Source organism: Bifidobacterium sp. SKU, from assembly GCF_026016405.1.
In the GTDB taxonomy this organism is placed as follows: Bacteria; Actinomycetota; Actinomycetes; order Actinomycetales; family Bifidobacteriaceae; genus Bifidobacterium; species Bifidobacterium bifidum.
The window spans coordinates 248,840-273,345 of the sequence record NZ_CP092890.1; the positions used below are offsets into that span (position 1 = coordinate 248,840).

Sequence of the window (24,506 nt, forward strand, 5' to 3'; positions counted from 1 at the left end):
ACTTTTAAGGAGTACAAATGCCAGGACCAAGAGGACCAATGGGCGGCGGCCGCACGGTCGAAAAACCTGCCAATTTCGGCAACGTGATGGGCAAGCTCGTCTACTACTGCCGCAACTACCTGCCCGTCATCATCATTGCGCTCGTGCTGGGCGCGGTCGGCACGATATGCCAGATCATCGGACCGGACAAACTCAAGGACATGACCAACGAGATCGTCAAGGGACTGCCGGCCGTCGTGAACGGCAAGCCGGTGATGAACTCGGTCGATTTCAACGCCGTCGGCCGCATCGCCTGGCTGCTCGTCGCACTGTACGTCGGCTACGCGGTGCTCAGCTACGTGCAAAGCTGGATGATGGCGAACGTCACCCAGCGCACCGCCCAGCGCCTGCGCGAATCGATCTCGGTCAAAATCAACAAGCTGCCGCTCAAATACTTCGACAAGGTCAGCTACGGCGACGTACTCTCCCGCATCACCAACGACGTCGACGCCATCGGCCAGACGCTCGGCCAGTCCCTCGGCTCGCTCATTACCTCGGCGACGCTGTTCGTTGGCGCGCTCGTCATGATGTTCTACAACAACGTCATCATGACCCTGTGCGCGATCGGCGCGAGCATACTGGGACTCATCATCATGATGGTCATCATGAAATCCTCGCAGAAATACTTCGCCCGCCAGCAGATGGCGCTCGGCGACGTCAACGGCCACATCGAGGAGATGTACGCCGGTCACCTCATCGTCAAGGCGTACAACGGCGAGGCCGACTCAATCCGCCGCTTTGAGAAGTACAACGCCGACCTGTACGAATCCGGCTGGAAATCGCAGTTCCTGTCAGGCCTGATGATGCCGCTGATGAACTTCGTCGGCAACTTCGGCTACGTGATCGTGTGCGTGGTCGGTGCAGCGCTCGCCATGGACGGGCAGATCGAATTCGGCGTGATCGTCGCGTTCATGATGTACATCCGCCTGTTCACCCAGCCGTTGAGCCAGTTCGCGCAGGCGTTCCAGAACCTGCAGCGATGCGCGGCCGCCGCCGAGCGCGTGTTCGGCTTCCTCGAAGAGCCGGAGATGGATGCGGAACCGACCAAGGCCGAACTCGGCGTGGCTGATGCCGCCGCGAGCACGGCACGGACGGACAGCGGCAAGCTGTCGCATCGCGGCACTCGCGCGAATGCCACCGCCGGTATGACGGCTTCGCAGCGTTCGCAGCTGCTCGGCTACGATGCGGCCGGCAACCCCCGGACCGTGCGCGGCGACGTCGAATTCAGTCACGTGCGATTCGGCTATGAGCCCGGCAAGCCGATCATCCACGACTTCTCGGCAAGCGTCTCCGCCGGCCAGAAAGTCGCCATCGTCGGTCCGACCGGCGCCGGCAAAACCACCATGGTCAACCTGCTGATGCGCTTCTACGAGATCTCCGGCGGCTCCATCTCCATCGACGGCATCGACACCACTTCCGTGCCGCGCTGGAACGTACACGACCAGTTCTCCATGGTCCTGCAGGATACATGGGTGTTCCGTGGCACCGTGCGCGAAAACATCGCCTACTCCAAGCCCGGCGTCACCGACGAGCAGATCGTCTCCGCATGCAAGGCCGTCGGACTCGACCACTTCGTGCGCTCTCTGCCGCGGGGCTACGACACCGTGCTCGACGACAACACCTCGCTCTCCCAAGGACAGCGCCAGTTGCTCACCATCGCCCGCGCCATGGTGCAGGACGCTCCGATCCTCATCCTTGACGAAGCCACCTCCTCCGTCGACACCCGCACCGAAGAACTCATCCAAAAGGCCATGGATGCGTTGACCGTGGGGCGCACGAGCTTCGTCATCGCGCACCGCCTCTCCACCATCCGCGACGCCGACATGATTCTCGTCATGAACCACGGCGACGTGATCGAGCGCGGTACCCACGAGGAACTGCTCGCGGCGGGAGGGTTTTACGCCGACCTCTACAACAGCCAATTCACACTCACCGATTGATGGAGTGCCCGTTGCGCTCGCTGGATTGATGAGGCTGACAGCCCGGTGAACTTACGCATGGCAGTGCGCCGTGCGTGGGCTCGCCGGGCTGTTTGCTATGTAGGCGAGTGATGGGCGGAGAATTTCCTATATATGGTGCGCGACGGGTTCGGGGACTGTGGTTCGCGTCCCTATGTGCGCACGGTCGTCGTTCCGGCGCGCACATAGCGACGCAAACGGGAGAAGGATTGTTGAGAGCGGATGCGCTGGTGCGGCAGATGGCCGGTGTGCTGCCATAGAACATGATTGTGACGAGAGCAGAGGGGCGTCCGGCGCGTATCGCCCTCTCGGTCTGCCACACAATGCGTTTTTCGGTGGTTTTTGGGCTGGTGTGGTACGCGGGCATCGGAGGAGTCGTTTCGGGCCGTTGAAAAATGGCGGTTTTGCGATGCATGTTGTGCCACACCACGTGATGTGAGGGTTCACATTTCATTGTGAGGCAGACTGGCTGGCCACACAATGCGATTTTGATGTGATTTTGCGCTGGTGTGGTACGCGACCGGCTGCGCTGACGACTTGGCCGGCCGATGGCGCGGATGGTGTGCTCCCGCTGTCAGGAGCTGCCGAGCGTAGCGAGGCTGGGGGCGGTCTTGCCGGAGGCCCTGCACCCTGTGATAATAATGCCAAGAATGTTACGTAATTCTGGGAACAACGGTATCCAGGGACTCTCTGAGAGCTGTGGTTCCAATTGAAGACACAAGTCGCCGACGGACTTGATTCTTTTAGTAAACAATGTATATATTAATATGAACCGGCAAAGCTGCTGGCTGTCCTATAGGAGAAAGAACCAAATATGAAACATAGAGCGATGTCATCGCGTCTGATGCCACTGGTGGCGTCCTGCGCGACGGTCGGCATGCTGCTGGCCGGACTACCTGTGTCGGCCGTCGCGGTCGGCACGACGAGAGCGGCAGCGTCCGACGCCTCGTCCTCCACCACAGCAACCATCACCCCCTCCGCCGATACCACGTTGCAGACATGGACGAGCGAGAAGAATTCCTCAATGGCGTCCAAGCCGTACATCGGCACACTGCAAGGGCCCTCGCAAGGCGTGTTCGGCGAGAAGTTCGAGTCCACGGATGCCGCGGACACCACCGATCTGAAGACCGGCCTGCTGACGTTCGACCTGAGCGCCTACGACCATGCCCCCGATTCCGCAACGTTCGAGATGACGTACCTCGGCTACCGCGGCAACCCGACGGCCACCGACACCGACACCATCAAGGTGACCCCCGTCGACACCACCGTGTGCACCAATAACGCCACAGACTGCGGCGCGAATGTCGCGACCGGCGCGACCAAGCCGAAGTTCAGCATCAACGACTCCTCATTCGTCGCCGAGTCCAAGCCGTTCGAGTACGGTACGACGGTTTACACGGGCGACGCCATCACCGTGGTTCCCGCCAATACCAAGAAGGTCACCGTAGATGTGACCGAAATCGTGCGCCAGCAGTTCGCCGAAGGCAAGAAGGTCATCACCCTGGCCGTGGGCGAGACCAAGAAGACCGAGGTTCGTTTCGCCAGTTCCGAAGGCACGACGTCCCTGAACGGCGCGACCGCAGACATGGCTCCGAAGCTGACCGTTTCCGTGTCCACCAAGGACGATCTCAAGCCCTCCGCCGACACCACGTTGCAGGCATGGGCCAGCGAGAAGAACGAGAAGAAGAACACTGCGGCCTATGTCGGCGCGCTGCAGCCGGAAGGCGATTACGGCGACTTCGGTGAGAAGTTCAAGTCCACCGACGTCCACGATGTCACAGACGCCAAGATGGGTCTGATGACGTTCGACCTGTCCGATTACACCGCGGCGCCCGAGCACTCCATCCTCACCTTGACGTATCTGGGCTACGCCGGTGCAGACAAGACCGCCACGGCCACCGATAAGGTCAAGGTGGTCGCTGTTGACACGTCGCGGTGCACCGGCACCGCTCCCTGCGACACCAACAATGCCACGTGGGCGAACCGCCCGGACTTCGAGGTGACCGATACCACGAAGACCGCGACGTCCCATGCGTTCGCTTATGGATCTAAGAAGTATTCCGATGGCATGACCGTCGAATCGGGCAACGCCAAGAAGGTCCTGCTCGACGTGTCCGATGTCATCAAGGCAGAGTTCGCCAAGTTCAGCGCCGGCGCCACCGAGAAGAAGATCACGCTGGCCCTGGGCGAGCTCAACAAGTCCGACATGCGTTTCGGCAGCAAGGAAGTCACCTCGCTGACCGGCGCCACCGAAGCCATGCAGCCGACCTTGTCCGTCACCAAGAAGCCGAAGGCATACACGCTGAGCATCGAAGGCCCGACCAAGGTCAAGTACCAGAAGGGCGAGGCGTTCGACAAGGCCGGACTCGTGGTCAAGGCCACCAGCACGGCTGACGGCACGGTCAAGACGCTGACCGAAGGCAACGGTGAGGATAACTACACCATCGACACCAGCGCTTTCGATAGTGCCAGCATCGGCGTATACCCTGTTACCGTGAAGTACAACAAGGACCCCGAAATCGCCGCTTCGTTCAACGCCTATGTCATCGCCAGTGTCGAGGACGGCGGAGACGGCGACACCAGCAAAGACGACTGGCTGTGGTACAAGCAGCCCGCGTCGCAGACCGACGCCACCGCCACCGCCGGCGGCAATTACGGCAACCCCGACAACAACCGTTGGCAGCAGACCACCTTGCCGTTCGGCAACGGCAAGATCGGCGGCACCGTCTGGGGCGAGGTCAGCCGTGAACGCGTCACCTTCAACGAGGAGACGCTGTGGACCGGCGGCCCCGGATCCTCGACCAGCTACAACGGCGGCAACAACGAGACCAAGGGTCAGAACGGCGCCACGCTGCGCGCGCTCAACAAGCAGCTCGCGAACGGCGCCGAGACGGTCAATCCCGGCAACCTGACCGGCGGCGAGAACGCGGCCGAGCAGGGCAACTACCTGAACTGGGGCGACATCTACCTCGACTACGGGTTCAACGATACGACCGTCACCGAATACCGCCGCGACCTGAACCTGAGCAAGGGCAAGGCCGACGTCACGTTCAAGCATGACGGCGTCACCTACACGCGCGAATACTTCGCGTCGAACCCCGACAATGTCATGGTCGCCCGCCTCACGGCCAGCAAAGCCGGCAAGCTGAACTTCAACGTCAGCATGCCGACCAACACGAACTACTCCAAGACCGGCGAAACCACGACGGTCAAGGGTGACACGCTCACCGTCAAGGGCGCTCTCGGCAACAACGGCCTGCTGTACAACTCGCAGATCAAGGTCGTCCTCGACAACGGTGAGGGCACGCTCTCCGAAGGCTCCGACGGCGCTTCGCTGAAGGTCTCCGACGCGAAGGCGGTCACGCTGTACATCGCCGCCGCGACGGACTACAAGCAGAAGTATCCGTCCTACCGCACCGGCGAAACCGCCGCCGAGGTGAACACCCGCGTCGCCAAGGTCGTGCAGGACGCCGCCAACAAGGGCTACACCGCCGTCAAGAAAGCGCACATCGACGATCATTCCGCCATCTACGACCGCGTGAAGATCGATTTGGGCCAGTCCGGCCACAGCTCCGACGGCGCCGTCGCCACCGACGCGCTGCTCAAGGCGTACCAGAGAGGCTCCGCAACCACCGCGCAGAAGCGCGAGCTGGAGACGCTGGTGTACAAGTACGGCCGCTACTTGACCATCGGCTCCTCCCGTGAGAACAGCCAGCTGCCCAGCAACCTGCAGGGCATCTGGTCGGTCACCGCGGGCGACAACGCCCACGGCAACACGCCTTGGGGCTCCGACTTCCACATGAACGTGAACCTCCAGATGAACTACTGGCCGACCTATTCGGCCAACATGGGAGAGCTCGCCGAGCCGCTCATCGAGTATGTGGAGGGTCTGGTCAAGCCCGGCCGTGTGACCGCCAAGGTCTACGCGGGCGCGGAGACGACGAACCCCGAGACCACGCCGATCGGCGAGGGCGAGGGCTACATGGCCCACACCGAGAACACCGCCTACGGCTGGACCGCACCCGGTCAATCGTTCTCGTGGGGTTGGAGCCCGGCCGCCGTGCCGTGGATCCTGCAGAACGTGTACGAGGCGTACGAGTACTCCGGCGACCCTGCCCTGCTTGATCGCGTGTACGCGCTGCTCAAGGAGGAATCGCACTTCTACGTCAACTACATGCTGCACAAGGCCGGCTCCAGCTCCGGTGACCGCCTGACTACCGGCGTCGCGTACTCGCCCGAACAGGGCCCGCTGGGCACCGACGGCAACACGTACGAGAGCTCGCTCGTGTGGCAGATGCTCAACGACGCCATCGAGGCGGCCAAGGCCAAGGGAGATCCGGACGGTCTGGTCGGCAATACCACCGACTGCTCGGCCGACAACTGGGCCAAGAATGACAGCGGCAACTTCACCGATGCGAACGCCAACCGTTCCTGGAGCTGCGCCAAGAGCCTGCTCAAGCCGATCGAGGTCGGCGACTCCGGCCAGATCAAGGAATGGTACTTCGAAGGTGCGCTCGGCAAGAAGAAGGATGGATCCACCATCAGCGGCTACCAGGCGGACAACCAGCACCGTCACATGTCCCACCTGCTCGGACTGTTCCCCGGTGATTTGATCACCATCGACAACTCCGAGTACATGGATGCGGCCAAGACCTCGCTGAGGTACCGCTGCTTCAAGGGCAACGTGCTGCAGTCCAACACCGGCTGGGCCATTGGCCAGCGCATCAATTCGTGGGCTCGCACCGGCGACGGCAACACCACGTACCAGCTGGTCGAGCTGCAGCTCAAGAACGCGATGTATGCAAACCTGTTCGATTACCATGCGCCGTTCCAGATCGACGGCAACTTCGGCAACACCTCCGGTGTCGACGAAATGCTGCTGCAGTCCAACTCCACCTTCACCGACACCGCCGGCAAGAAGTACGTGAACTACACGAACATCCTGCCCGCCCTGCCCGATGCCTGGGCGGGCGGCTCGGTGAGCGGCCTCGTGGCCCGCGGCAACTTCACCGTCGGCACGACATGGAAGAACGGCAAGGCCACCGAAGTCAGGCTGACCTCCAACAAGGGCAAGCAGGCGGCCGTCAAGATCACCGCCGGCGGCGCCCAGAACTACGAGGTCAAGAACGGTGACACCGCCGTGAACGCCAAGGTCGTGACCAACGCGGACGGCGCCTCGCTGCTCGTGTTCGATACCACCGCAGGCACCACGTACACGATCACGAAGAAGGCGAGCGCCAACGTGCCCGTCACCGGCGTGACCGTGACCGGCGCCAACACCGCCACCGCAGGCGACACCGTCACTCTTACGGCTACCGTCGCCCCGGCCAATGCGACCGACAAGTCCGTCACCTGGTCGACCTCCGACGCCGCCGTAGCTACGGTCAACGCCAACGGCGTGGTGACCACGAAGAAGGCCGGCAAGGTGACCATCACCGCCACGTCGAACGGCGACAAGACGAAGTTCGGTTCCATCGAGATCACCGTCTCCGCCGCGACCGTGCCCGTCACCAGCGTCACCGTTGCCGGCGACGCCGCGATGACCGTCGATGGAGAGCAGACCCTGACGGCGACCGTCGCCCCGGCCACTGCGACCGACAAGACGGTCACGTGGAAGTCCTCCGACGCCACTGTGGCGACGGTTGACGCCAACGGCAAGGTCGTCGCGAAGAAGGCCGGCGAAGTGACGATCACCGCCACGGCCGGTGGCGTGTCCGGCACGCTGAAGATCACGGTGAGCGACAAGGCCCCGACCGTCATCCCGGTCCAGTCCGTGACCGTGACAGGCAAGCAGGAGCTCGTCGAAGGCGCCTCCACGACCCTGACGGCGACCGTCGCCCCGGCTGACGCGACCGACAAGACGGTTACGTGGAAGTCGAGCGACGAGTCCGTCGCCACGGTCGACAAGGACGGCGTCGTGACCGCCAAGAAGGCCGGCACGGTGACCATCACCGCCACGGCCGGTGGCGTGTCCGGCACGCTCCACATCACCGTGACGGCCAAGCCCGTCGAGACCGTCCCCGTCACCAGCGTGGAGGTCACCGTCGAGGCCGGCACCACCGTCTCCGTCGGCAAGACACTCCAGGCCACCGCGACCGTCAAGCCCGGCAACGCCACCAACAAGAAGGTGACGTGGAAGTCGAGCGACGAATCCATCGCGACGGTCGACGCCAACGGCGTCATCACCGCGAAGAAGGCCGGCAAGGTCGTCATCACGGCCACCTCGACCGACGGCACGGACAAGTCCGGCAGCGTCGAGATCACCGTCGTGGATGAGACCAAGCCGACGCCCGACCACAAGTCCGTCAAGGCCGATACCGGCGACGTGACCGCCGGCAAGACCGGTACGGTCACCGAGCCGAAGGACGTGGCGGGCTGGAAGAGCCGCTCCATCATCAAGCAAGGCAAGCTCGGCAAGGCCGAAATCGCCGACGGCACGCTCGTGTATGCGGCCGGCGACAAGACCGGTGACGACAGCTTCGTCGTGCAGTACACGATGGCCGACGGCACGGTCATCGACGTGACCTACAGCGTCACGGTCAAGGCCGCCGAAACCGGCAAGAACGACGGCGACGGCAAGGGCGACGGTGTCGCGAAGACCGGCGCCGCCGTCGGCGCGCTCGCCGGCCTCGGCTTGATGCTGCTCGCCGTCGGAGTGAGCGTGGTGATGATTCGCCGCAAGCACTCCGCCTGATCCCCAGTCAGACCGGCCAGTCGTGACCGGTCGGCCTGACTGACTCTTTCTCCACCGTCCCCCGTCGGATAAACCCCGGCGGGGGACGGTGGCTTGTTGCGGCCGGTCTGCCGTCGCGCGCGGTGTGGCCTGCAGCCGGGTGCCGCACGTCACGCTCATGCGCGATACTGGAGACATGAAGATTTCCGCTGACTTCACGGTGATGCCCGACGACTTCGCCAAAGCCGCCGCGCCCGAATACCGCACCGACGGCGTGCCCGTCATCTCCTTCCCGTTCTATATCGACGAGATCGATCCCGCCGCCCGGTACCTGCACTGGGCGTTCACCGACCCCGACTCCATCCCGGTCTGCGGATTCGAATGGATTCACTGGACGGTCGCCAATCTGCCCATCGATGCGCTGATGTACGACTTCAACGATTCCCATGCACTGCAGATTCCGCCGGACTTCTCCCGGCAGCTGCCCTCCATGATTCCCGAGACCGTGCAGGGCCGCACGTCGGCCGCGAGCAAGCTGGTCGGCAGCACGAATCCGCAGGTGACGATGCGCTACAACGGGCCCCAGCCGCCCGACAAGGACCACGACTATTCGCTGCACGTGTGGGGCACCGCGAAGCCGTTGCCGGGTCTGAACCAAGGATTCTGGCTCAACGAGCTGTTCCACGCGCTGCGTGACGTCGACCACGTCACCGATCAGGGTGTGATGTTCATCACCGGAAAAGCCTGAGGGCTGATGCCGTATACTCCCGTACGGAGTCATACACTCGTGTGACAGGAGGCGCGCCGCGGATGCGCGCCGCAACGTGCACGCGACAGCGTGTGCACAGCAAGAAAGGACAGTACCGAATACTATGGCATGCACCACGATTCTGGTCGGCAAGGACGCCAGCTATGACGGTTCGACCATCATCGCCCGCAACGAGGATTCCGCCAACGGCGAATTCAACCCGAAGCGGTTCGTCGTCGTCAAGCCCGATGAACAGCCGCGCGAATACCGCAGCGTCATCAGCCACCTGACCATTGACCTGCCCGACGATCCACTGCAGTACACCGCAGTGCCGAACGCCGACCTGAAGGAAGGCATCTGGGGCGAGGCCGGCGTCAACGAGGCGAACGTGGCCATGAGCGCCACCGAAACGCTGACCACCAACGAGCGTGTGCTCGGCGCCGACCCGTTTGTGGAATACCGGGCGGCACGCGGACGGGAAGGTGACTCGGATTACGAGCCGGCCGTGCCCGGCGGCATCGGCGAGGAGGACTTCCTGACCATCGTGCTGCCGTACGTCACCACCGCGCGTGAGGGCGTGCAGCGGCTTGGCGACCTTCTTAAGGAATACGGCACCTATGAGATGAACGGTGTCGCGTTCTCGGACGCCGACGAGATTTGGTGGATGGAAACCGTCGGTGGCCATCACTGGATCGCCAAGCGCGTGCCCGACGAAGCGTATGTGACGATGCCGAACCAGCTCGGCATCGACGAATTCGACCTCGATGACGCCCTCGGTGAGCAGGAGAACCACATGTGCTCCGAGGATCTGGTCGAATTCATCGAGCGCAATCACCTTGATCTGTCCGTCGAATCGACGTCACCGTTCAACCCGCGTGATGCCTTCGGCTCGCACTCCGACTCTGATCACGTGTACAACACGCCGCGCGCATGGGTCATGCAGCGGTTCCTCAACCCGTACGACGAGATGTGGGACGGCCCCGAGGCCGACCACCGCCCGGACAGCGACGACATCCCGTGGGCCCGTCAGCCCGAGCGCAAGGTAACGATCGAGGACGTAAAGTACGTGCTCAGCTCGCACTATCAGGGCACGCCGTTCGACCCGTACGGCCACCTCGGCGACGAGCACACACGCCACATGTACCGCCCGATCGGCATCAACCGCCAGAGCCAGCTGGCCGTCATGCAGATTCGCCCGTACCGTCCGCAGTCGGACCGCGCGATCCAGTGGATCGCCTACGGCTCCAACCCGTTCAACACGCTGGTGCCGTTCTACCCGAACGTCAACGAAACGCCGAAGTATCTGGAAGACACGACCACGCGCGTGACTTCCGAGAACTTCTACTGGGAGAACCGCATCATCGCCGCGCTGTGCGACGCGGCGTTCGCGGAGACCTCCAACGCCATCGAGCGCTATCAGGAGAAGACCGGCGCGATGGGCCACCGTCTGATCGCCGCCACCGACGAGCAGGTCGCGCGTCTGGGCGGTGCCGACGAGGCCGCGGCCGCCTTGGCCGACGCGGAGTTGGAGGCGGCGAACGCGGACGGCGACGTCGAGCCGATGGATCCCGAGGACATCATCGACGCGACCCGTAACGACGAGGTGCGCGACATCCTCGCCGCCGCCAACCAGACCATGGCCGACCAGCTCAAGACCGAGACCGACCAGCTGCTCGACACCGTGCTCTACACCGTGAGCATGAAGATGAAGAACGGCTTCAACCGCTCCGACAACTGATGCGCTGAGAGGCTCCCGGCCAAGCGTTTTCGGCCGCCAGCCGCTTCGACGGTAAGCAAGCGTCATACATCTACAGAAAGGTTCACCTACTGATGACTACTATCGAGGAGTTCACCAGCCAGTACGGGCTGGTCAAGAAGATCGACGCCTTCAGGTTTATGAAGTACCTGCACGACAATCCCGACGCGCCGCGCAAGCACGGCAAGGTCGTGCTCGTCACCGCCGATACGCCGCTCAAGGCGTCGCGCGGCGAGGGCAAGACCACGACGACGATCGCGCTGATCGATGCGCTGCGGGCTCGCGGCATCGACGCGGCCGCCGTGCTGCGCCAGCCGAGCATGGGCATCACCGCCGCCGGTTCCAAAGGCGGTGCCTCGGGCGGCGGCAAGGCTTCGCTGACCCACCCCGAGCTCATCGACTGGGGCCTGTGCGGTGAGATGGCCGCCATCGCCGCCGCGCAGAACCTGCTCGTCTCCTTCGCCGAGAAGGCTGTGGACGAGGGACGTATCGACACGATCCTCGTGCCGCGCGTCTCCGAAGTGCCGTCCCGCTCGCTGCGTTCCATCACCGTGGACGCGGGCAAGAACAACGTCGCCGAGAAGGTCGTGCTCACCCCGACGTCCGAGCTGATGCAGATCGTCGTGCTGTCCCGTTCGATGGATGAGATCGGCGAGCGCGTGGCCGCGATGATCGCCGGCACGAAGGACGGCGAACCAGTCAAGTTCGGCGACTTCATCGACCTGTGGCGTATCACCGATATGCTCGCCGATGCGGTCAAGCCGGCGCTCACCGAGACGGTGAACGGCTCGCCGGTGTATGTGCATGGCGGCCCGTTCGCCAACGTGTCGATCGGCATCCCGACGCTGGTCTCCGTGGAGCTGGCGTGCGCCCTGCACGATGTGGTCATCGTCGAGGCCGGTTACGGCACCGACGCCGGAGCGCAGAAGTGGCTCGACATCGCCTGCCGCGAATATGGCGCGCAGTGGCCGTCCGCGGCGGTCGTCGTGACCCGCGCCTCGACGTGGCGTGATGACCCGGAGCTGGCGTGGCGCTACCCGTTCCACGTGGACCGCTTGGAGAAGCTCGACATTCCGGCGTTCCCGCTGGTGAACCTGTGGGACGGCGAGGACGATCAGATTCCCGAACTGCGCGAGACCGCGGCCCGTCTGGAGCTGCGCGACCCCATCATCGGCAACCTGTATCGCGACGGCGGCGAAGGCCTGAGCGACCAGATCGACGCATTCGTCGATGTGCTGTCCAACACGTCGATGCCGTCCAAGCATGACAGCCACAAGGGCATGGCCCTGCTGGAGAACGTGAAGTGGGTGGCCGAGAACGCCTACGGCGTGCCGGCCAGCCGTGTGCTGCTCAAGGACGGTTTCCTGGGTTCCCTGGGTGCTGCGGATGATCTGTGCAAGGCCGCCGGCATGTCGCTGGACGATCTGGCGCTGGTCGCCGTCAAGTCCCCGGCCACGATGACCGACAACGACCGCGCTCCGGAAGACGAGCGTACGGTCACCCTGAAGAAGGTCGAAGTGCACGCAGGCGCCGGGCTGGTTCACGTGAACCTCACCACGTCCCTGACCACCCCGATGCCCAAGATCGTCTGATTGCGGCAGAGGCGTACCGCCGGGGTGCCGGGGCACGCGTGCTGTGAGAGTGTGCGGCGGCGTGGCATGCGGAATCATGCCGCACTCGCGCTGGCCGCACACCGTGACTGCATCATCACAACCCCTTTCGGATTGTCGGCCGATCATACGGGCCGACTGGCCGCAAGGGGCTCTTTCATTTATATATCGGCAACCTGTGTGCCGCAGAAAAGGTGTCACTGTGTGAGGGTTACGTCACTGTGTGCGTCCTCACACTCCGTGACGCACCCCCGCAACCCTTGCAAAATAAGGGTTTTGCGATTTACGTCACTGTGTGAGGGCTCGCAGCGTGACGGTGGTCGCACACAGTGACGCCATGCGCGACAATATAGCGGCGGATACCATCACACCTGAGCTCAGAAGTTACCGCCGTTCCAGCCCCAGTCGGTGGTGGCGGTGTAGCGGATGTAGGTGCGGTCCTCGGGGATGCCGAGCTCGCTGTTGAGCGCGGCCATGATCGACTTGGTCAGCTTCTCCCACGCAGAACCGGGCACGGAACGGCCGAACACATTGACCTCGACGTATGCGGCCGGGGCATCGTCGCTGCCGCCGAAGTAGATCGGCATATCATCCTCGAATGGGCACATCAGCCAGCCCTCGGACTTGCCGGGGACGGCCGTGATCGCCTTGCTGTAGGCGGCCTTCAGCGCCTCGCGCTGCTCGGGAGTGGTCTTGACGGATACGTGAGTGTGGATAACGGGCATGATTCCTCCTTGATTGGGTTCGTTCCCTATCCTAATCGGTTCCGCGGCGGGCGCGGGCTGTGCGGCCATGTGTGAAATCAGTGGCGGTTCAGGAAAACCGCGGTGTGAAGTCAGCGATATGTATTAGACAATCAATGTGAGAAAATTGATTGAACAGCTGATGAAGTTCGGTATTGTCGGTGTGGTCGCGTTCATCATCGACTGGGGTCTGATGAACATTCTGCTGATGACGCATATGCATAACGTGCTGGCCACGTCAATCTCGTTCTTCGTCTCGCTGATATTCAATTACCTGGCGAGCATGAAATTCGTGTTCAAGCACCGGCCGGACATGGCGCGCTGGATGGAGATCGCGATTTTCTTCGTGGCGGCGCTTATCGGCTGGTTCATGAACGAGGCGATCGTGTGGACCAGCACGTCGTGGATGCCGCATGATTCCATGTATTCCATGCACACGCGGTACGTGCTGTGGACGAATGTCGGCAAGCTGGCAGCCACGGTAGTGGTGATGATCTGGAACTTCGTGATCCGCAAGTGGCTGCTTGACGATACGCATACCAATGCGATGAATCGTTTGAGGAAGTCCGAGAACCGTTTGAGTCAGGAAGAGCTCGAAGCGAAGTGGGAGAACAGCTTCTCGCATCGGCTTGGCCTGTGGTCGCTCGCGCATACGCCGGAGGGCTGGCCGAAGTAGCGCGGTATGCGCTCTCAAAACTCGCAGATAGAGTGTGTTTTCCTTCAAAAATGCCTTGTATCTGCGAGTTTTGGGAGCGGCATCCGGCGTATCACACGCTGACTTCGGTCAGAGTCGGGGTTTCGGTGCTGGATTTGATCTGCCGGAAGCCGACGAAGGCGATGGCAAGCGAGGTGATCGCCAGCACGGTCGCCATCAGGAAGCCTCCATGCGATCCCATGTGATCGATGAAGACACCCGCGATGGCTGAGCCGGCTGACGAGCCGATCGAGTTCATTGCGCCCATCCACGCCACGCCTTCGGTGAATCGCGTGGGAGGCACCAGATGCAGCATCAGCTGATTGCCGTTGATCCACGTAGGTGCTTGGCAGACGCCGATCAGCAGGTAGATGATCATGATCACCCACAGATGCTTGGCGAACATGAATGTGCCCACGCCGAGATTCACCACGATGAGGCAGAAGTAGAAGCGCTTCCACAGCGGGATGGTCCAGTTCTTCGCGCCGTACACCAGTGCGCCGCATAGCGAGCTGAACGAGAAGCATGCGAACACGAAACCGGTGTATTGCTTCATGTTCGCTTCGGTGGCGAACGCGATGATCGAGATGTTCGACGCCGACTGGAATGCGCCAAGACTGAACCAGGTCACGCACACGGCGATCAGGCCCGGCCCCCAGATCGACTCCTTCTTGCCGGCGCGGGAATCGGCGATGGCTCGGTCGACGGCGGCCTGCACGGCCTGCTCGTCGTCGCCGCGGGCCTCGGCCTCTCGGCGGGCGCGGTCGGCGGCGTCCCTCTCGCGCATCTTCTGCGCCTTGGCGGCCTCGCGCTTGCGGTACTCCTCGCGGGTCAGACCGGCCTCTCGGGCCAGCTGGGTCTGTGATTTCGGCTCGGTCGTCAGCTCGGTCAGGAACATCAGCGCGCCGATGACGACGCACACGCCGGTGAACGAGAACGCCAGCAGGCCAGAAATCACCGCCAGCGTAGAAGCCAGCGGATTGCCGATGATCCACATGCATTCATCGAACACACCGGACAGCGAGAGCGCGCGGTCGGTGCGCTCCCGGTCTCCCTTGAGCATGGTCGTCCAGCGGGCGCGGCTCATCGCGCCCCACGGCGGAATCGCGGCGAGGAACGGCGTCAGGCAGTACAGCACCCATACCGGGGCGCGGTTGGTGATGCTGGTGGTCAGGGCGATGGCGGCGACGATCCAGACCAGGATCGTCGGAATCGACACCTGCCGCTGGCCGAACTTGTCGACCAGCTTGCCGAGCAGCGGGCTGGAGACCGCCAGCGCGATCGCCTGGATGGCGGTGAGCACGCCGGCCAGCGAGTAGTTGCCGTAGTAATGCTGTACGGAGATGGTGATGGTCATGCCGACCATGGGGAACGGCATGCAGGCGATCACCGAGCCGATGGAGAACCTTGCGGTGTGCGGCATACGCAGCAGTTCCGCGTATCCGCCGAATACCTTATGGGCGACTTCCTTGATTGCAGCCGCGACATTGGCGTTATTGGACATGACAGCATCTCCTTTCCGCTCCCGATTGGATGTCCCCCGTCGGCGTGGCGTTGCCGGCGGAGCCCTCATCGTATTGATGTGTTGTCCTGTTGGTCGCGCAAAGGATGCTTTGCATGTTTGCGTCATGGCAACTTTAATCGCGCGTCGGGGCGCGACACGCGGTGTTGATATCACGAACGCATCAATTTTCATAACGTTCATAAACGACGGTGATATATCGGTGTATCAGGTGGGGTGACGAGCCGGAGTCGGGCGGGTGGAGTCAGGACGATATCGGGTGGGGCTGGGCCGTGCCGGGGCGGGGCGATGTTCGTCAGGCAAACGCCGCCGCGGACGCGGCATCGCCGGCCGGCCGGTGAATGTGGGACAATGAAAGACAGACATCACGAGTCCCGCAGGAAGGCCGCATATGCCGACAACCACCATACATTTCATCCGCCATGGCAAGGTATACAATCCCGACCATCTGTTGTACGAGCGGCTGCCCGGATTCCACCTGTCCGACCGCGGCATGCGCATGGCGCAGGCGACGGGCGCATACATCGCAGCCGACCCCAAGCTCAACGCGGTCGCCGCGGTGTATTCGTCCCCGCTGGAACGCACCCGCGAAACCGCCGGCGCCATTCTCGACGCGCTCAACCCGGTACGCGCCGGGCGTGGGGAGGAGCCGCTGGAACTCATCACCGACCCGCGTGTGATCGAAGCGGGCAACGAGTTCCGCGGCAAGCGCATCGGACATGGCAAGGGCGCGCTGTGGCGCGACGGCAACTGGAAGCTCGTGCTCAACCTGTGGAAGCCGAGCTGGGGCGAGTCGTACCGGCACATCGCCGAACGCGTGGGCGCGTTCGCGAACGAGAAGATCCGCGAGTATGCCGGACGGCAAATCATCGTCGTCAGCCACGAGTCGCCGATCTGGAGCTACCGGCACCTACTGGAGACCGGCCACCCCGAGCATTGGATGTTTCTACGCAAGACCGCGCTCGCGTCGATCACCTCGATCACCTACGACAGCGATACGGGCAAGGTGATGTCCATCACATATGCCGACCCTGCGGCGCAAGTCGAGTGAGTGCGGCGTGCGCCGGCCGTACAATACACAGAGAGGACGGCTGCGGGCTCGCCCGCGAAAAGGTGCGCATGCGGCGCGGGCCGGGACTGACGGCGGCCGCGTAGCGGTCACTTGTGACGACGCCGCGTAACGGCAACGGCAGGCGGCGAGTGGCCGGCGGTGCCGTTACGCGGTGGCCCGCGGTGCCGGCGACCGGCACCTGGCACCCGGCACGGCGGAAGGTTCCGCGCGCCGGCGGACAATGAAAGCGAAGGAGCGATATGGCATTCCAACTTGACGCGACGGCGATCGCCCATGTGTCGATGAATCCCGCGGTACGCGATGCGGCGGCCGTCGGTGCCGGACTGATCGAACTGTGGCCGCTGGCCGACGCCAAGCAGATGGACAATGACACGAAATACGGTGAGAACCTGCAGGTGCGGATGACCCGCATGGCCGCACGGGTCATGACCGGCGACGACGTGACGGTCCCCGATGCGGAGTTCGTGTATGAGGGTGCGGACGAGATTCCCGGTCGTCCGCAGAGAATCGTCGATGCGTTGCTCGCCGCGAATGACGCTTACGACGAGATGGGCGACTACTCCGAAACCGGCGACACGAGGCTGATCATGAGAGGCGCCGGCCAGTTGGGCGTCGATTGGGATGATGACACCGTGCACGCCATCGCCGAAGCGTTGGAGGCAATCGAACAGGCCATCGGCATGGGCGGTGGTGCCGCCGGTGGTGCCGACGCCGCCGGTGCCGCCGCGCCTGCGAATGCTGCGCCCAGTGCCGATGTCGAAGCCATCGCGCAGCGATTCGCCACGGTGACGGTGGCGGCCGACGGGTTGCTGCGCCTGATCGATCTGCGCAAGCCGTCGCGCGCGGTGCCGGTGATGTTCTATGTCAACGAACTGTGCGAGCGCCTGTCGGTGCCGCGGCTGTGCTTCAAGGCCGAGCAGCTGTCGTCGCTGATGACCGCCCGATCGCTGACTAACGACGACGAGGCCGCCCTAGCCGAAACGGTGAAATTGTTTACTATGGTCGCGGCGAGTGAGTGGAAACGTCACCATGACGACGTGCTGTGGGATGCCGCCGAGGCGAAGCGGCTCGCGAAAGAGGAGGACGAGCGCCGCAACAAGGAGGCGCTCGCCGCCAAGTTCGCGCACGTGAGCGACGACCCGTCCAAGCCACCCGTGGAGCTGTGACGGCTGCCGCCTGACGTCTGATGGGACGGGGCAGAGACCTGAAATATATGCGATTCACTGCTGACTGCTCGGAATCGTGCCGACCTGCTTGCGGCGCGCCCGCTGAATGTGGCGTACTTCTTCCAGAACCTGAGGAACGCCTTGCCGAACGAGCACCCGTAGTAGGGTTTGTCCAGCGGTGGCTCGCCTGTGCCGAACTGAGAGGGGCCGGCGTAAGGACTGTTGCCGCCGTACGCCGGCGCGGCCGTATATGGCTGCTGTGGTGCGGCGCCGGCTCTATTCGCCGTCGTCGTTGAACGCGATGGTGTCGTCCGGGCCGAGGAGCAGGCGTTCCGCGAGACTGATGATGGTCAGCAGCAGTGCGGTCAGTGCGACCACCATGATCGTTGCGGAGAAGATCAGCGGGGTGCGGAACGAGTTGAAAGCGGCCTGCAGCCAGATGCCCAGGCCGTTCATCGCGCCCAGATATTCCGCCGTCACCGCGGTGCCGAACACATAGGCGGCGCTGATGCGCAAGCCGCCGAACACCTGGCGGGCGGCGACGCGCAGCTTCACATGCCACAGCGCCCATGCGCGGGTGGCGCCGCAGGTGAGCGCCACGTCCTCGTAGAACTGCGGTACGGCGAGCATGCCGCGGCACGTCTGCACGGCGACGGGGAACACGCCGAATACGGCGACGATCACGATTTTGCCGAGTGGCTCGAACCCGAACCAGATCATGAACAGCGGGGCGATGGTGATGAGCGGGATGGTCTGCGCGGCGGCGAGCAGCGGATAGATACCGCGATACAGGGTTTTGGACACGTACAGGCCGATGCCGATGAGCACCCCGGCCACCGCTGCGATGAGAAAGCCGGTGATTGCCTCGTATGTGGTGATGGCGGTCGCCTCCCACAGGTCGGGCCAAGTCTTGATGATCGATGCGGCGATCTGGCTGGGGGAGGCGAGCACGCGTTGGGAGATGTGGCCCGCATCCACGGCGATCTCCCATACGATGAGCAGCCCGCCGACCGTGAACGCCGGCGGCGCGACGCGTGCGAACAGGGATTTCAGTGTGCGCATGGCGTGATCTTCGGACAATGTGAAACCTTAGGGATGGGATTGATGGGGACTGGCGGGTTGACGGGCTGACGGAGGGAGATGGGCCGGGTAGGAGGGAGAAGGGCCCCGGAATCGTTACGAGAGTCGGAAAACTCCCCTCCGTCCCGTCTCGTGACGGACCGAAGGGGAGTGGAGGTTGGCCCGGCCGGCTGTGACGAACCTGTGCTCGCGGATTCGCGGAACTGTAGCTAGATTGGCTGCGGCCGGACTGGCTGCAGCCGGCTCAGCCCACGTACTCGTTGGTCGCGAGGTCCTTGGCCTGCGGCGCGGACGCGGGATCGTTGCCGTCCTGGTCCTTGTAGGTGCCGGCCTTGTACTGGAACTCCAGGTACGGCTGCGCGTCATCGAAGTTCGTGGTGCCGGGCAGCGACTTCGGATCGTCGGTCGTCCAGTAGTTGTTCTTGGCGATCTCCTCCATCGAGGTGCGGGTCAGCTTGGAGTCGAGCTGCGCCTCCTTGGCCTGTTCGACCAGGATGTCGGCGGCCTTGTCCGGGTTGGCGAGCGCGTAGTCGTAGCCCTTCTTGGTGGCGGCGATGAACTTCTTCAGCGCATCCGCGTTGGCGGAGTCCTTGAGCCAGGAGCCCTTGACGGCGAATCCCAGCTGGTCGGGGTTGCCGGGCACGCCCCAGTCGGAGGCGACGAAGCAGTTGAGCTTCGGGCCGTTCAGCTCGCTTTCCACGCCTTCCCAGGTCACGTAGAAGCCGCCGAAATCACCCTTGCCGCTGGTCAGCGTCTCGAAGGTGTTGGTGCCGGCCGTCGCGGTCTTGATGTCGCCGGTGCCGCCAGCGTACTTGATCATCTGGCGGACGACCGCGGTCTGCTCGGCGGAGCCGAAGCTGACGAAGGTCTTGCCGGAAAGGTCCTTGGGCGTCTTGATGTCGGTGCGGGATGCCAGCGCGCACCAACGGGCGACCGGCTTCTGCGTCAGGTCGAACACGAACTTCAGGTCAGCGCCCTGCGAGTTGAACGCGGCGACGTTGCTCAGCGTGGTGAAGCCCACGTTGGCCACGCCGTTCTCGACGCTGGTTTCAGCTCCGGCCTGGGCGGTCGGCAGGATCTTCACGTTGACGTCGGCATCCTTGTAATAGCCGAGTTTCTGAGCCACGTACAGACCGATGTGGTTCGTGTTCGGCGTCCAGTCGAGCATGAACGACACGGTCGGCGTGGAGCCGGAGTTCTTGGAATCGGTGTTGCTCGCGGAATTGGTGTTTCCGCAGGCGCTGAGCGTCAGGCCGAGCGCGACGGCCCCAACCATCGCCACGATCTTGCTGAAGCCCTTGACTGTCTTCATCTTCTGTCTCCTTGCCTTCTGCGCACGTCGTGCGCCTGCCGGCTGACACACGCCGGGCGGGAAGGTGAGGAGCCCGCGCGACATGAATCAGACCCGTCGCATCGCAGCGCGACACATATCGCCTTGCAATGCGTTTACTTCTCTGATGTCTGGCACGGCTGCTGCCACCAACCGCGCGAACGTTCTCCAGTATAGCGGTATGCGGGGGATCGCGGTATGTCTCGACGGGCGGCTTCGCGCAGGAGCCGGTGTGACGGCGCGGCATCGGGCCGCCATGGCATGTCTCCCGCCGGTGGACATGTGTTTGCCGGTTTGCCGGGGCATTGCTGTTTTCTGCTGTTCTCGGGGCGGACTGTTTCCCCGCCGGGTTCATGGGCTACGATGCTAGTGGCTCGTGAAATGGCTTGTGAGATCAAGGAGGATGCCGATGATGAAGGCCGTGTTCTTCGACTTGGACGGGACGCTGATCGATTCCGATCCGTATTGGGTGCGCTCTCAGGAGACCTTGGTGCGCTCCTGCGGCGGGGAATGGAGCGACGCGCTCGCCGATGCGCTGCAGGGGGCGGCCTTCCCCGAGACCGTGCGTCTGCTGCGCGGTGCGGGGGTCGATTGGGATGGCGATGCAATCGTGCGGCACCTGTCCGATGAGGTGCTGTGCATGGAAAAGGAGCGTCTGCCGTGGATTGAGGGCGTTCGCGATGTGCTGTCCGGTCTGGCGGCGGCGCACGTTCCGGCCGTGCTGGTGACCGGCTCCCCGCGCGAGATCGTCGAGAATGTGATGGCGCAGGCGCCTAAGGGCGCGTTCGTCGGCTATGTGTGCGGCAACGACGATGTGACGCCGAAGCCCGATCCGGCGCCGTATTGGCGTGCGGCGTCGATGGTCGGGCTGCCGGCCGATGCGTCGGGTGCCGGTCAGTGTCTGGTTTTCGAGGATTCCAAGCCCGGGTTGACGGCGGCTCGGGCGTCGGGCGCGACGGTGGTCGCGGTCACCGGTCATGCGCGTGTGGATATGAGCGACAGTGGGCTGTGCGATGAGGCAATCGTTGACTATCGCGGGCTGGCCATCGCCGATTTGGCCGGCTGGATGTGATGTGCCAGCCAGATTGTCGTGGCGTTGCAACGGTTTCATGGGTTGTTCCCTCATATTCGCACGTGTTTGGGCTTCGCGCGACTCGGTCGGATAGCAGGAACTTCATCCTTCGGTGCGAAAGCGGCATCTGCGTTTCGAGGGGGTGATTTCGTCTCGCCCAAACATCTATCTACGTTTCGAGGGGTTGCTGTCTGCCAGTATACGAAGTATGAGGGGCGGAATATCGCCATCAATATAGGGAGGATTGACGAAAAGCAACCCCTTGAAATGCAGATAGATGTCTGCGAGGGCTGCGATCAACCCCTTGAAACCGAGAAAGTGGTGTTGCGGACTCTTTTCTTGTGGTGGCGCTTGATTATGTTGTGGCTTGGCTGCGACATATTGCGAGTGCACTGTCGATGATGAGTGAATGGCGGTGGGGATGCCATTCGATGATATGAAGCTCGTCAAGCGTGGAATCTCCAGTGTACGAGCACGAATCCGCTCGTTTGCGTCCCTAAGTGCGCGCCGAAACGACGACCGTGCGCACATAGGGACGCAAACAGGGGCATTTGCGTCCTTATATTCGCGCGCTTGTCGTTTCGGCGCGCACTTAAGGACGCAACTCGGGGAGTGACGGGAGTGTAGGCACGTATGTGGGTCTTGCGGCGCAGCAAAGATATGGGGCAGTCCCAAAGAAACCGGGTGAAGGTAGCGGTGTGAATGAGCGCGGCATGTACGAACACGGGGTAGGTGGGCAATGCGCAATCAGCAGGAACGGTGCGTCTCGGGCGGGAATGGTTGGAAGGATCCAGCGCGCTGACAAGTAGGAGGGGTGGGCTTGCGAGGCGAACCAGCATGGAAGGAGTTGGCGCACCGCATTGACTGGTGGGAGCGAGCGGCGGAACGAAAGGGGTGTAAACAAGGCAACGGGGAGTGCCGCGTGTGACCGTTTACATGCATGAGTGTAGGGATTGTGTGACGACTCGCTGTGCGCGCTAACACGATTTGCGTTTTGCCAGTGGTTGCGATATATGAGTATCAACGATAATTTCGGTTGCGGTGATGGAATCGAAACAAGCAATTGGAGCTGTATAAGTAGCAATACAAGGGGACGATCATGAACAACGATCAGAACAAGGTCATGGACCAGCGCGAGACCCGCGAGGACGAGTCGCAGGATTGGGCGACGCTGTTCGCCGGTTTCGCCGCCTGAGCGCGCCGAAATATCCTGACCGAGGCGCACTTGCCGGATTGACGATACATCGCCGTACATGGAATCCGACAGTCACCCATCGGCAGGACGACGCAGCAACCTTCATGCGCAACGCCGTCGAAGCCGCCATCAAAGCCGGCGCTTCGACCGCCATACCAGCAGCCGTTCCTTCTGCCATCGACGGCGCGACCGTGAGACCGATTGACCAAAAGTGAGTGAACCGGCTCACGTCCCGTTGGCGCGGCACAATGGAACGTATGACTGAAGCTGAACATTCAAAAGACACCAAACCAGAACTTCCGGCTCATGTTCGCGTGCGCTTCTGCCCATCGCCGACCGGCACGCCGCATGTCGGCATGATCCGTACGGCGTTGTTCAACTGGGCCGAAGCCCGCGCCACCGGCGGCAAGCTGATCTTCCGCATCGAAGACACCGACGCCGTGCGCGACTCCGAGGAAAGCTACAACCAGATTCTCGAATCCCTGCGCTGGCTGGGCATCGACTGGGACGAGGGCATCGACGTGGGCGGCCCCCACGGCCCGTACCGCCAGTCCGAGCGCGGCGACATCTACAAGGATGTGGCCGCAAAGCTGCTCGAAGCCGGCTACGCCTATGAGTCCTTCTCCACTCCGGACGAGATCAAGGAGCGCAACCTCGCCGCCGGCCGCCCGGCCGAATTCGGCTATGACGGTTACGACCGCGACCTCACCGAGGAGCAGAAGGCCGCCTTCCGCGCCGAGGGCCGCAAGCCCGCGCTGCGCATCCGCATGCCCGACGAGGACATCGCCTTCGACGACCTCATCCGCGGCACCATCGAATTCAAGGCCGGTTCCGTGCCGGACTATGTCATCGTGCGCCCGAACGGCGATCCGCTGTACACGCTCACCAACCCGGTCGACGACGCGATGATGGACGTCAACGTCGTGCTGCGCGGCGAGGACCTGCTCAGCTCCACCCCGCGTCAGATCGTGCTGTACCGCTACCTGATGGAGCTTGGCATCGCCAAGCAGATGCCGCTGTTCGGCCACATGCCGTACGTGATGGGCCAGGGCAACAAGAAGCTCTCCAAGCGCGACCCGGAGTCCAACCTGTTCAACCACCGCGACAACGGTTTCATCCGCGAGGGTCTGCTCAACTACTTGGCTCTGCTCGGCTGGTCCATCGCCCCCGACCGTGACGTGTTCTCCATGGACGAGATGATCGCCAAGTTCGACGTGCGCGACGTGAAGGCCAACCCGGCCCGCTTCGACATCGACAAGGCCATCTCCATCAACGCCGAGCACATCCGCATGCTTGAGCCGCAGGACTTCCTCAACCGTTCCGTGCCGTACCTGCACCGCGACGGTGTGGTCTCGGCCGACAATTGGGATGCGCTGACTGACCGCGAGAAGGCCGTCCTGACCGCCTCCGCTCCGCTGATCCAGCCGCGCGTGCGCCTGCTGGGCGAGGTCGCCGGCATGGTCGGCTCCCTGCTGTCCACCGAGGAGTACCTGGAGCCTGCGGACGATGCCAGGAAGCAGCTCAAGGACTCCGCCGCCGACGTGCTCGATGCCGCCGTCGCCGCGCTTGAGGGCGTGGACGAGGCCGATTGGAAGACCGACAACCTGCACGAGACCCTGAACAAGGCACTCGTGGAGGATGGCGGGTACAAGCCGCGTCTCGCCTTCGGCCCGGTTCGCGTGGCCATATCCGGCCGTCGCGTCTCCCCGCCGCTGTTCGAGTCGATGGAGATCGTCGGCAAGCCGCTCACCATCGCTCGACTGAAGGGCCTGCGCGAGCACCTGTGATGTAACGCAGCGCTTGTGCGCATGCGGAATCCGGCGGACGGCTGTCGCAAGACGCCGCCCG

At 63.1% G+C, this 24,506-nt stretch carries 14 protein-coding genes; 10 read left to right on the forward strand and 4 right to left on the reverse strand.

Features of this window, described 5'->3' with window-relative positions; genetic code table 11:
* The first annotated feature begins 38 nt into the window (after positions 1 to 38).
* From MMB49_RS09595 to MMB49_RS01195, 5 genes are all read left to right on the forward strand, one after another.
* A complete protein-coding gene (locus MMB49_RS09595) occupies positions 39 to 1,979 on the forward strand; it encodes an ABC transporter ATP-binding protein (RefSeq protein WP_047271407.1) in 1,941 nt (646 codons plus the stop codon).
* An 832-nt stretch (positions 1,980 to 2,811) separates the two neighbouring features.
* The gene (locus MMB49_RS01180) at positions 2,812 to 8,691 is read left to right on the forward strand and encodes a glycosyl hydrolase family 95 catalytic domain-containing protein (RefSeq protein WP_047271410.1); all 5,880 of its coding nucleotides are present in this window, start codon (positions 2,812 to 2,814) and stop codon (positions 8,689 to 8,691) included.
* Between the two features lie 175 nt (positions 8,692 to 8,866).
* A complete protein-coding gene (locus tag MMB49_RS01185; protein WP_003817572.1) occupies positions 8,867 to 9,418 on the forward strand; it encodes a YbhB/YbcL family Raf kinase inhibitor-like protein in 552 nt (183 codons plus the stop codon).
* A gap of 124 nt (positions 9,419 to 9,542) precedes the next feature.
* The gene (locus MMB49_RS01190; RefSeq protein WP_013389450.1) at positions 9,543 to 11,156 is read left to right on the forward strand and encodes a C69 family dipeptidase; all 1,614 of its coding nucleotides are present in this window, start codon (positions 9,543 to 9,545) and stop codon (positions 11,154 to 11,156) included.
* Positions 11,157 to 11,248: 92 nt separating this feature from the next.
* On the forward strand, positions 11,249 to 12,766 hold the full coding sequence (locus MMB49_RS01195; protein ID WP_047271413.1) for a formate--tetrahydrofolate ligase: 1,518 nt from the start codon (positions 11,249 to 11,251) through the stop codon (positions 12,764 to 12,766).
* Between the two features lie 395 nt (positions 12,767 to 13,161).
* Here the strand turns inward: MMB49_RS01195 and MMB49_RS01200 are convergent, their stop codons facing one another.
* On the reverse strand, positions 13,162 to 13,509 hold the full coding sequence (locus MMB49_RS01200; protein ID WP_047271415.1) for a phenylpyruvate tautomerase MIF-related protein: 348 nt from the start codon (positions 13,507 to 13,509) through the stop codon (positions 13,162 to 13,164).
* Between the two features lie 160 nt (positions 13,510 to 13,669).
* On the opposite strand from MMB49_RS01200, the gene MMB49_RS01205 reads away from it, so the two are divergent.
* Positions 13,670 to 14,203, forward strand: coding sequence for a GtrA family protein (locus MMB49_RS01205; protein ID WP_047271416.1), 534 nt, complete (start codon positions 13,670 to 13,672; stop codon positions 14,201 to 14,203).
* Between the two features lie 91 nt (positions 14,204 to 14,294).
* Here MMB49_RS01205 and MMB49_RS01210 read toward each other — a convergent pair whose 3' ends face one another.
* Positions 14,295 to 15,725: an MFS transporter gene (locus tag MMB49_RS01210; RefSeq protein WP_047271418.1), complete on the reverse strand. Its 1,431-nt coding sequence runs from the start codon at positions 15,723 to 15,725 to the stop codon at positions 14,295 to 14,297.
* 409 nt (positions 15,726 to 16,134) lie between these two features.
* On the opposite strand from MMB49_RS01210, the gene MMB49_RS01215 reads away from it, so the two are divergent.
* Both MMB49_RS01215 and MMB49_RS01220 read left to right on the forward strand, forming a co-directional pair.
* Positions 16,135 to 16,794, forward strand: a complete 660-nt coding sequence (locus MMB49_RS01215; protein ID WP_047271419.1) for a histidine phosphatase family protein — start codon at positions 16,135 to 16,137, stop codon at positions 16,792 to 16,794.
* A gap of 260 nt (positions 16,795 to 17,054) precedes the next feature.
* A complete protein-coding gene (locus MMB49_RS01220) occupies positions 17,055 to 17,981 on the forward strand; it encodes a hypothetical protein (RefSeq protein ID WP_047271421.1) in 927 nt (308 codons plus the stop codon).
* A 276-nt stretch (positions 17,982 to 18,257) separates the two neighbouring features.
* On the opposite strand, the gene MMB49_RS01225 is transcribed toward MMB49_RS01220, so the two are convergent.
* Together MMB49_RS01225 and MMB49_RS01230 are read right to left on the reverse strand one after the other, a co-directional pair.
* Positions 18,258 to 19,043, reverse strand: coding sequence for an ABC transporter permease (locus MMB49_RS01225; RefSeq protein ID WP_047271984.1), 786 nt, complete (start codon positions 19,041 to 19,043; stop codon positions 18,258 to 18,260).
* 262 nt (positions 19,044 to 19,305) lie between these two features.
* Positions 19,306 to 20,373: an ABC transporter substrate-binding protein gene (locus MMB49_RS01230; protein ID WP_013363006.1), complete on the reverse strand. Its 1,068-nt coding sequence runs from the start codon at positions 20,371 to 20,373 to the stop codon at positions 19,306 to 19,308.
* Between the two features lie 427 nt (positions 20,374 to 20,800).
* Here MMB49_RS01230 and MMB49_RS01235 point away from each other — a divergent pair, with 427 nt between their 5' ends.
* On the forward strand, positions 20,801 to 21,463 hold the full coding sequence (locus tag MMB49_RS01235) for an HAD family hydrolase (protein ID WP_047271423.1): 663 nt from the start codon (positions 20,801 to 20,803) through the stop codon (positions 21,461 to 21,463).
* Between the two features lie 1,452 nt (positions 21,464 to 22,915).
* Entirely contained in the window at positions 22,916 to 24,445 is a 1,530-nt protein-coding gene (gene gltX / locus MMB49_RS01240) for a glutamate--tRNA ligase (RefSeq protein ID WP_047271425.1), read from the forward strand.
* The last annotated feature ends 61 nt before the right edge of the window (positions 24,446 to 24,506 follow it).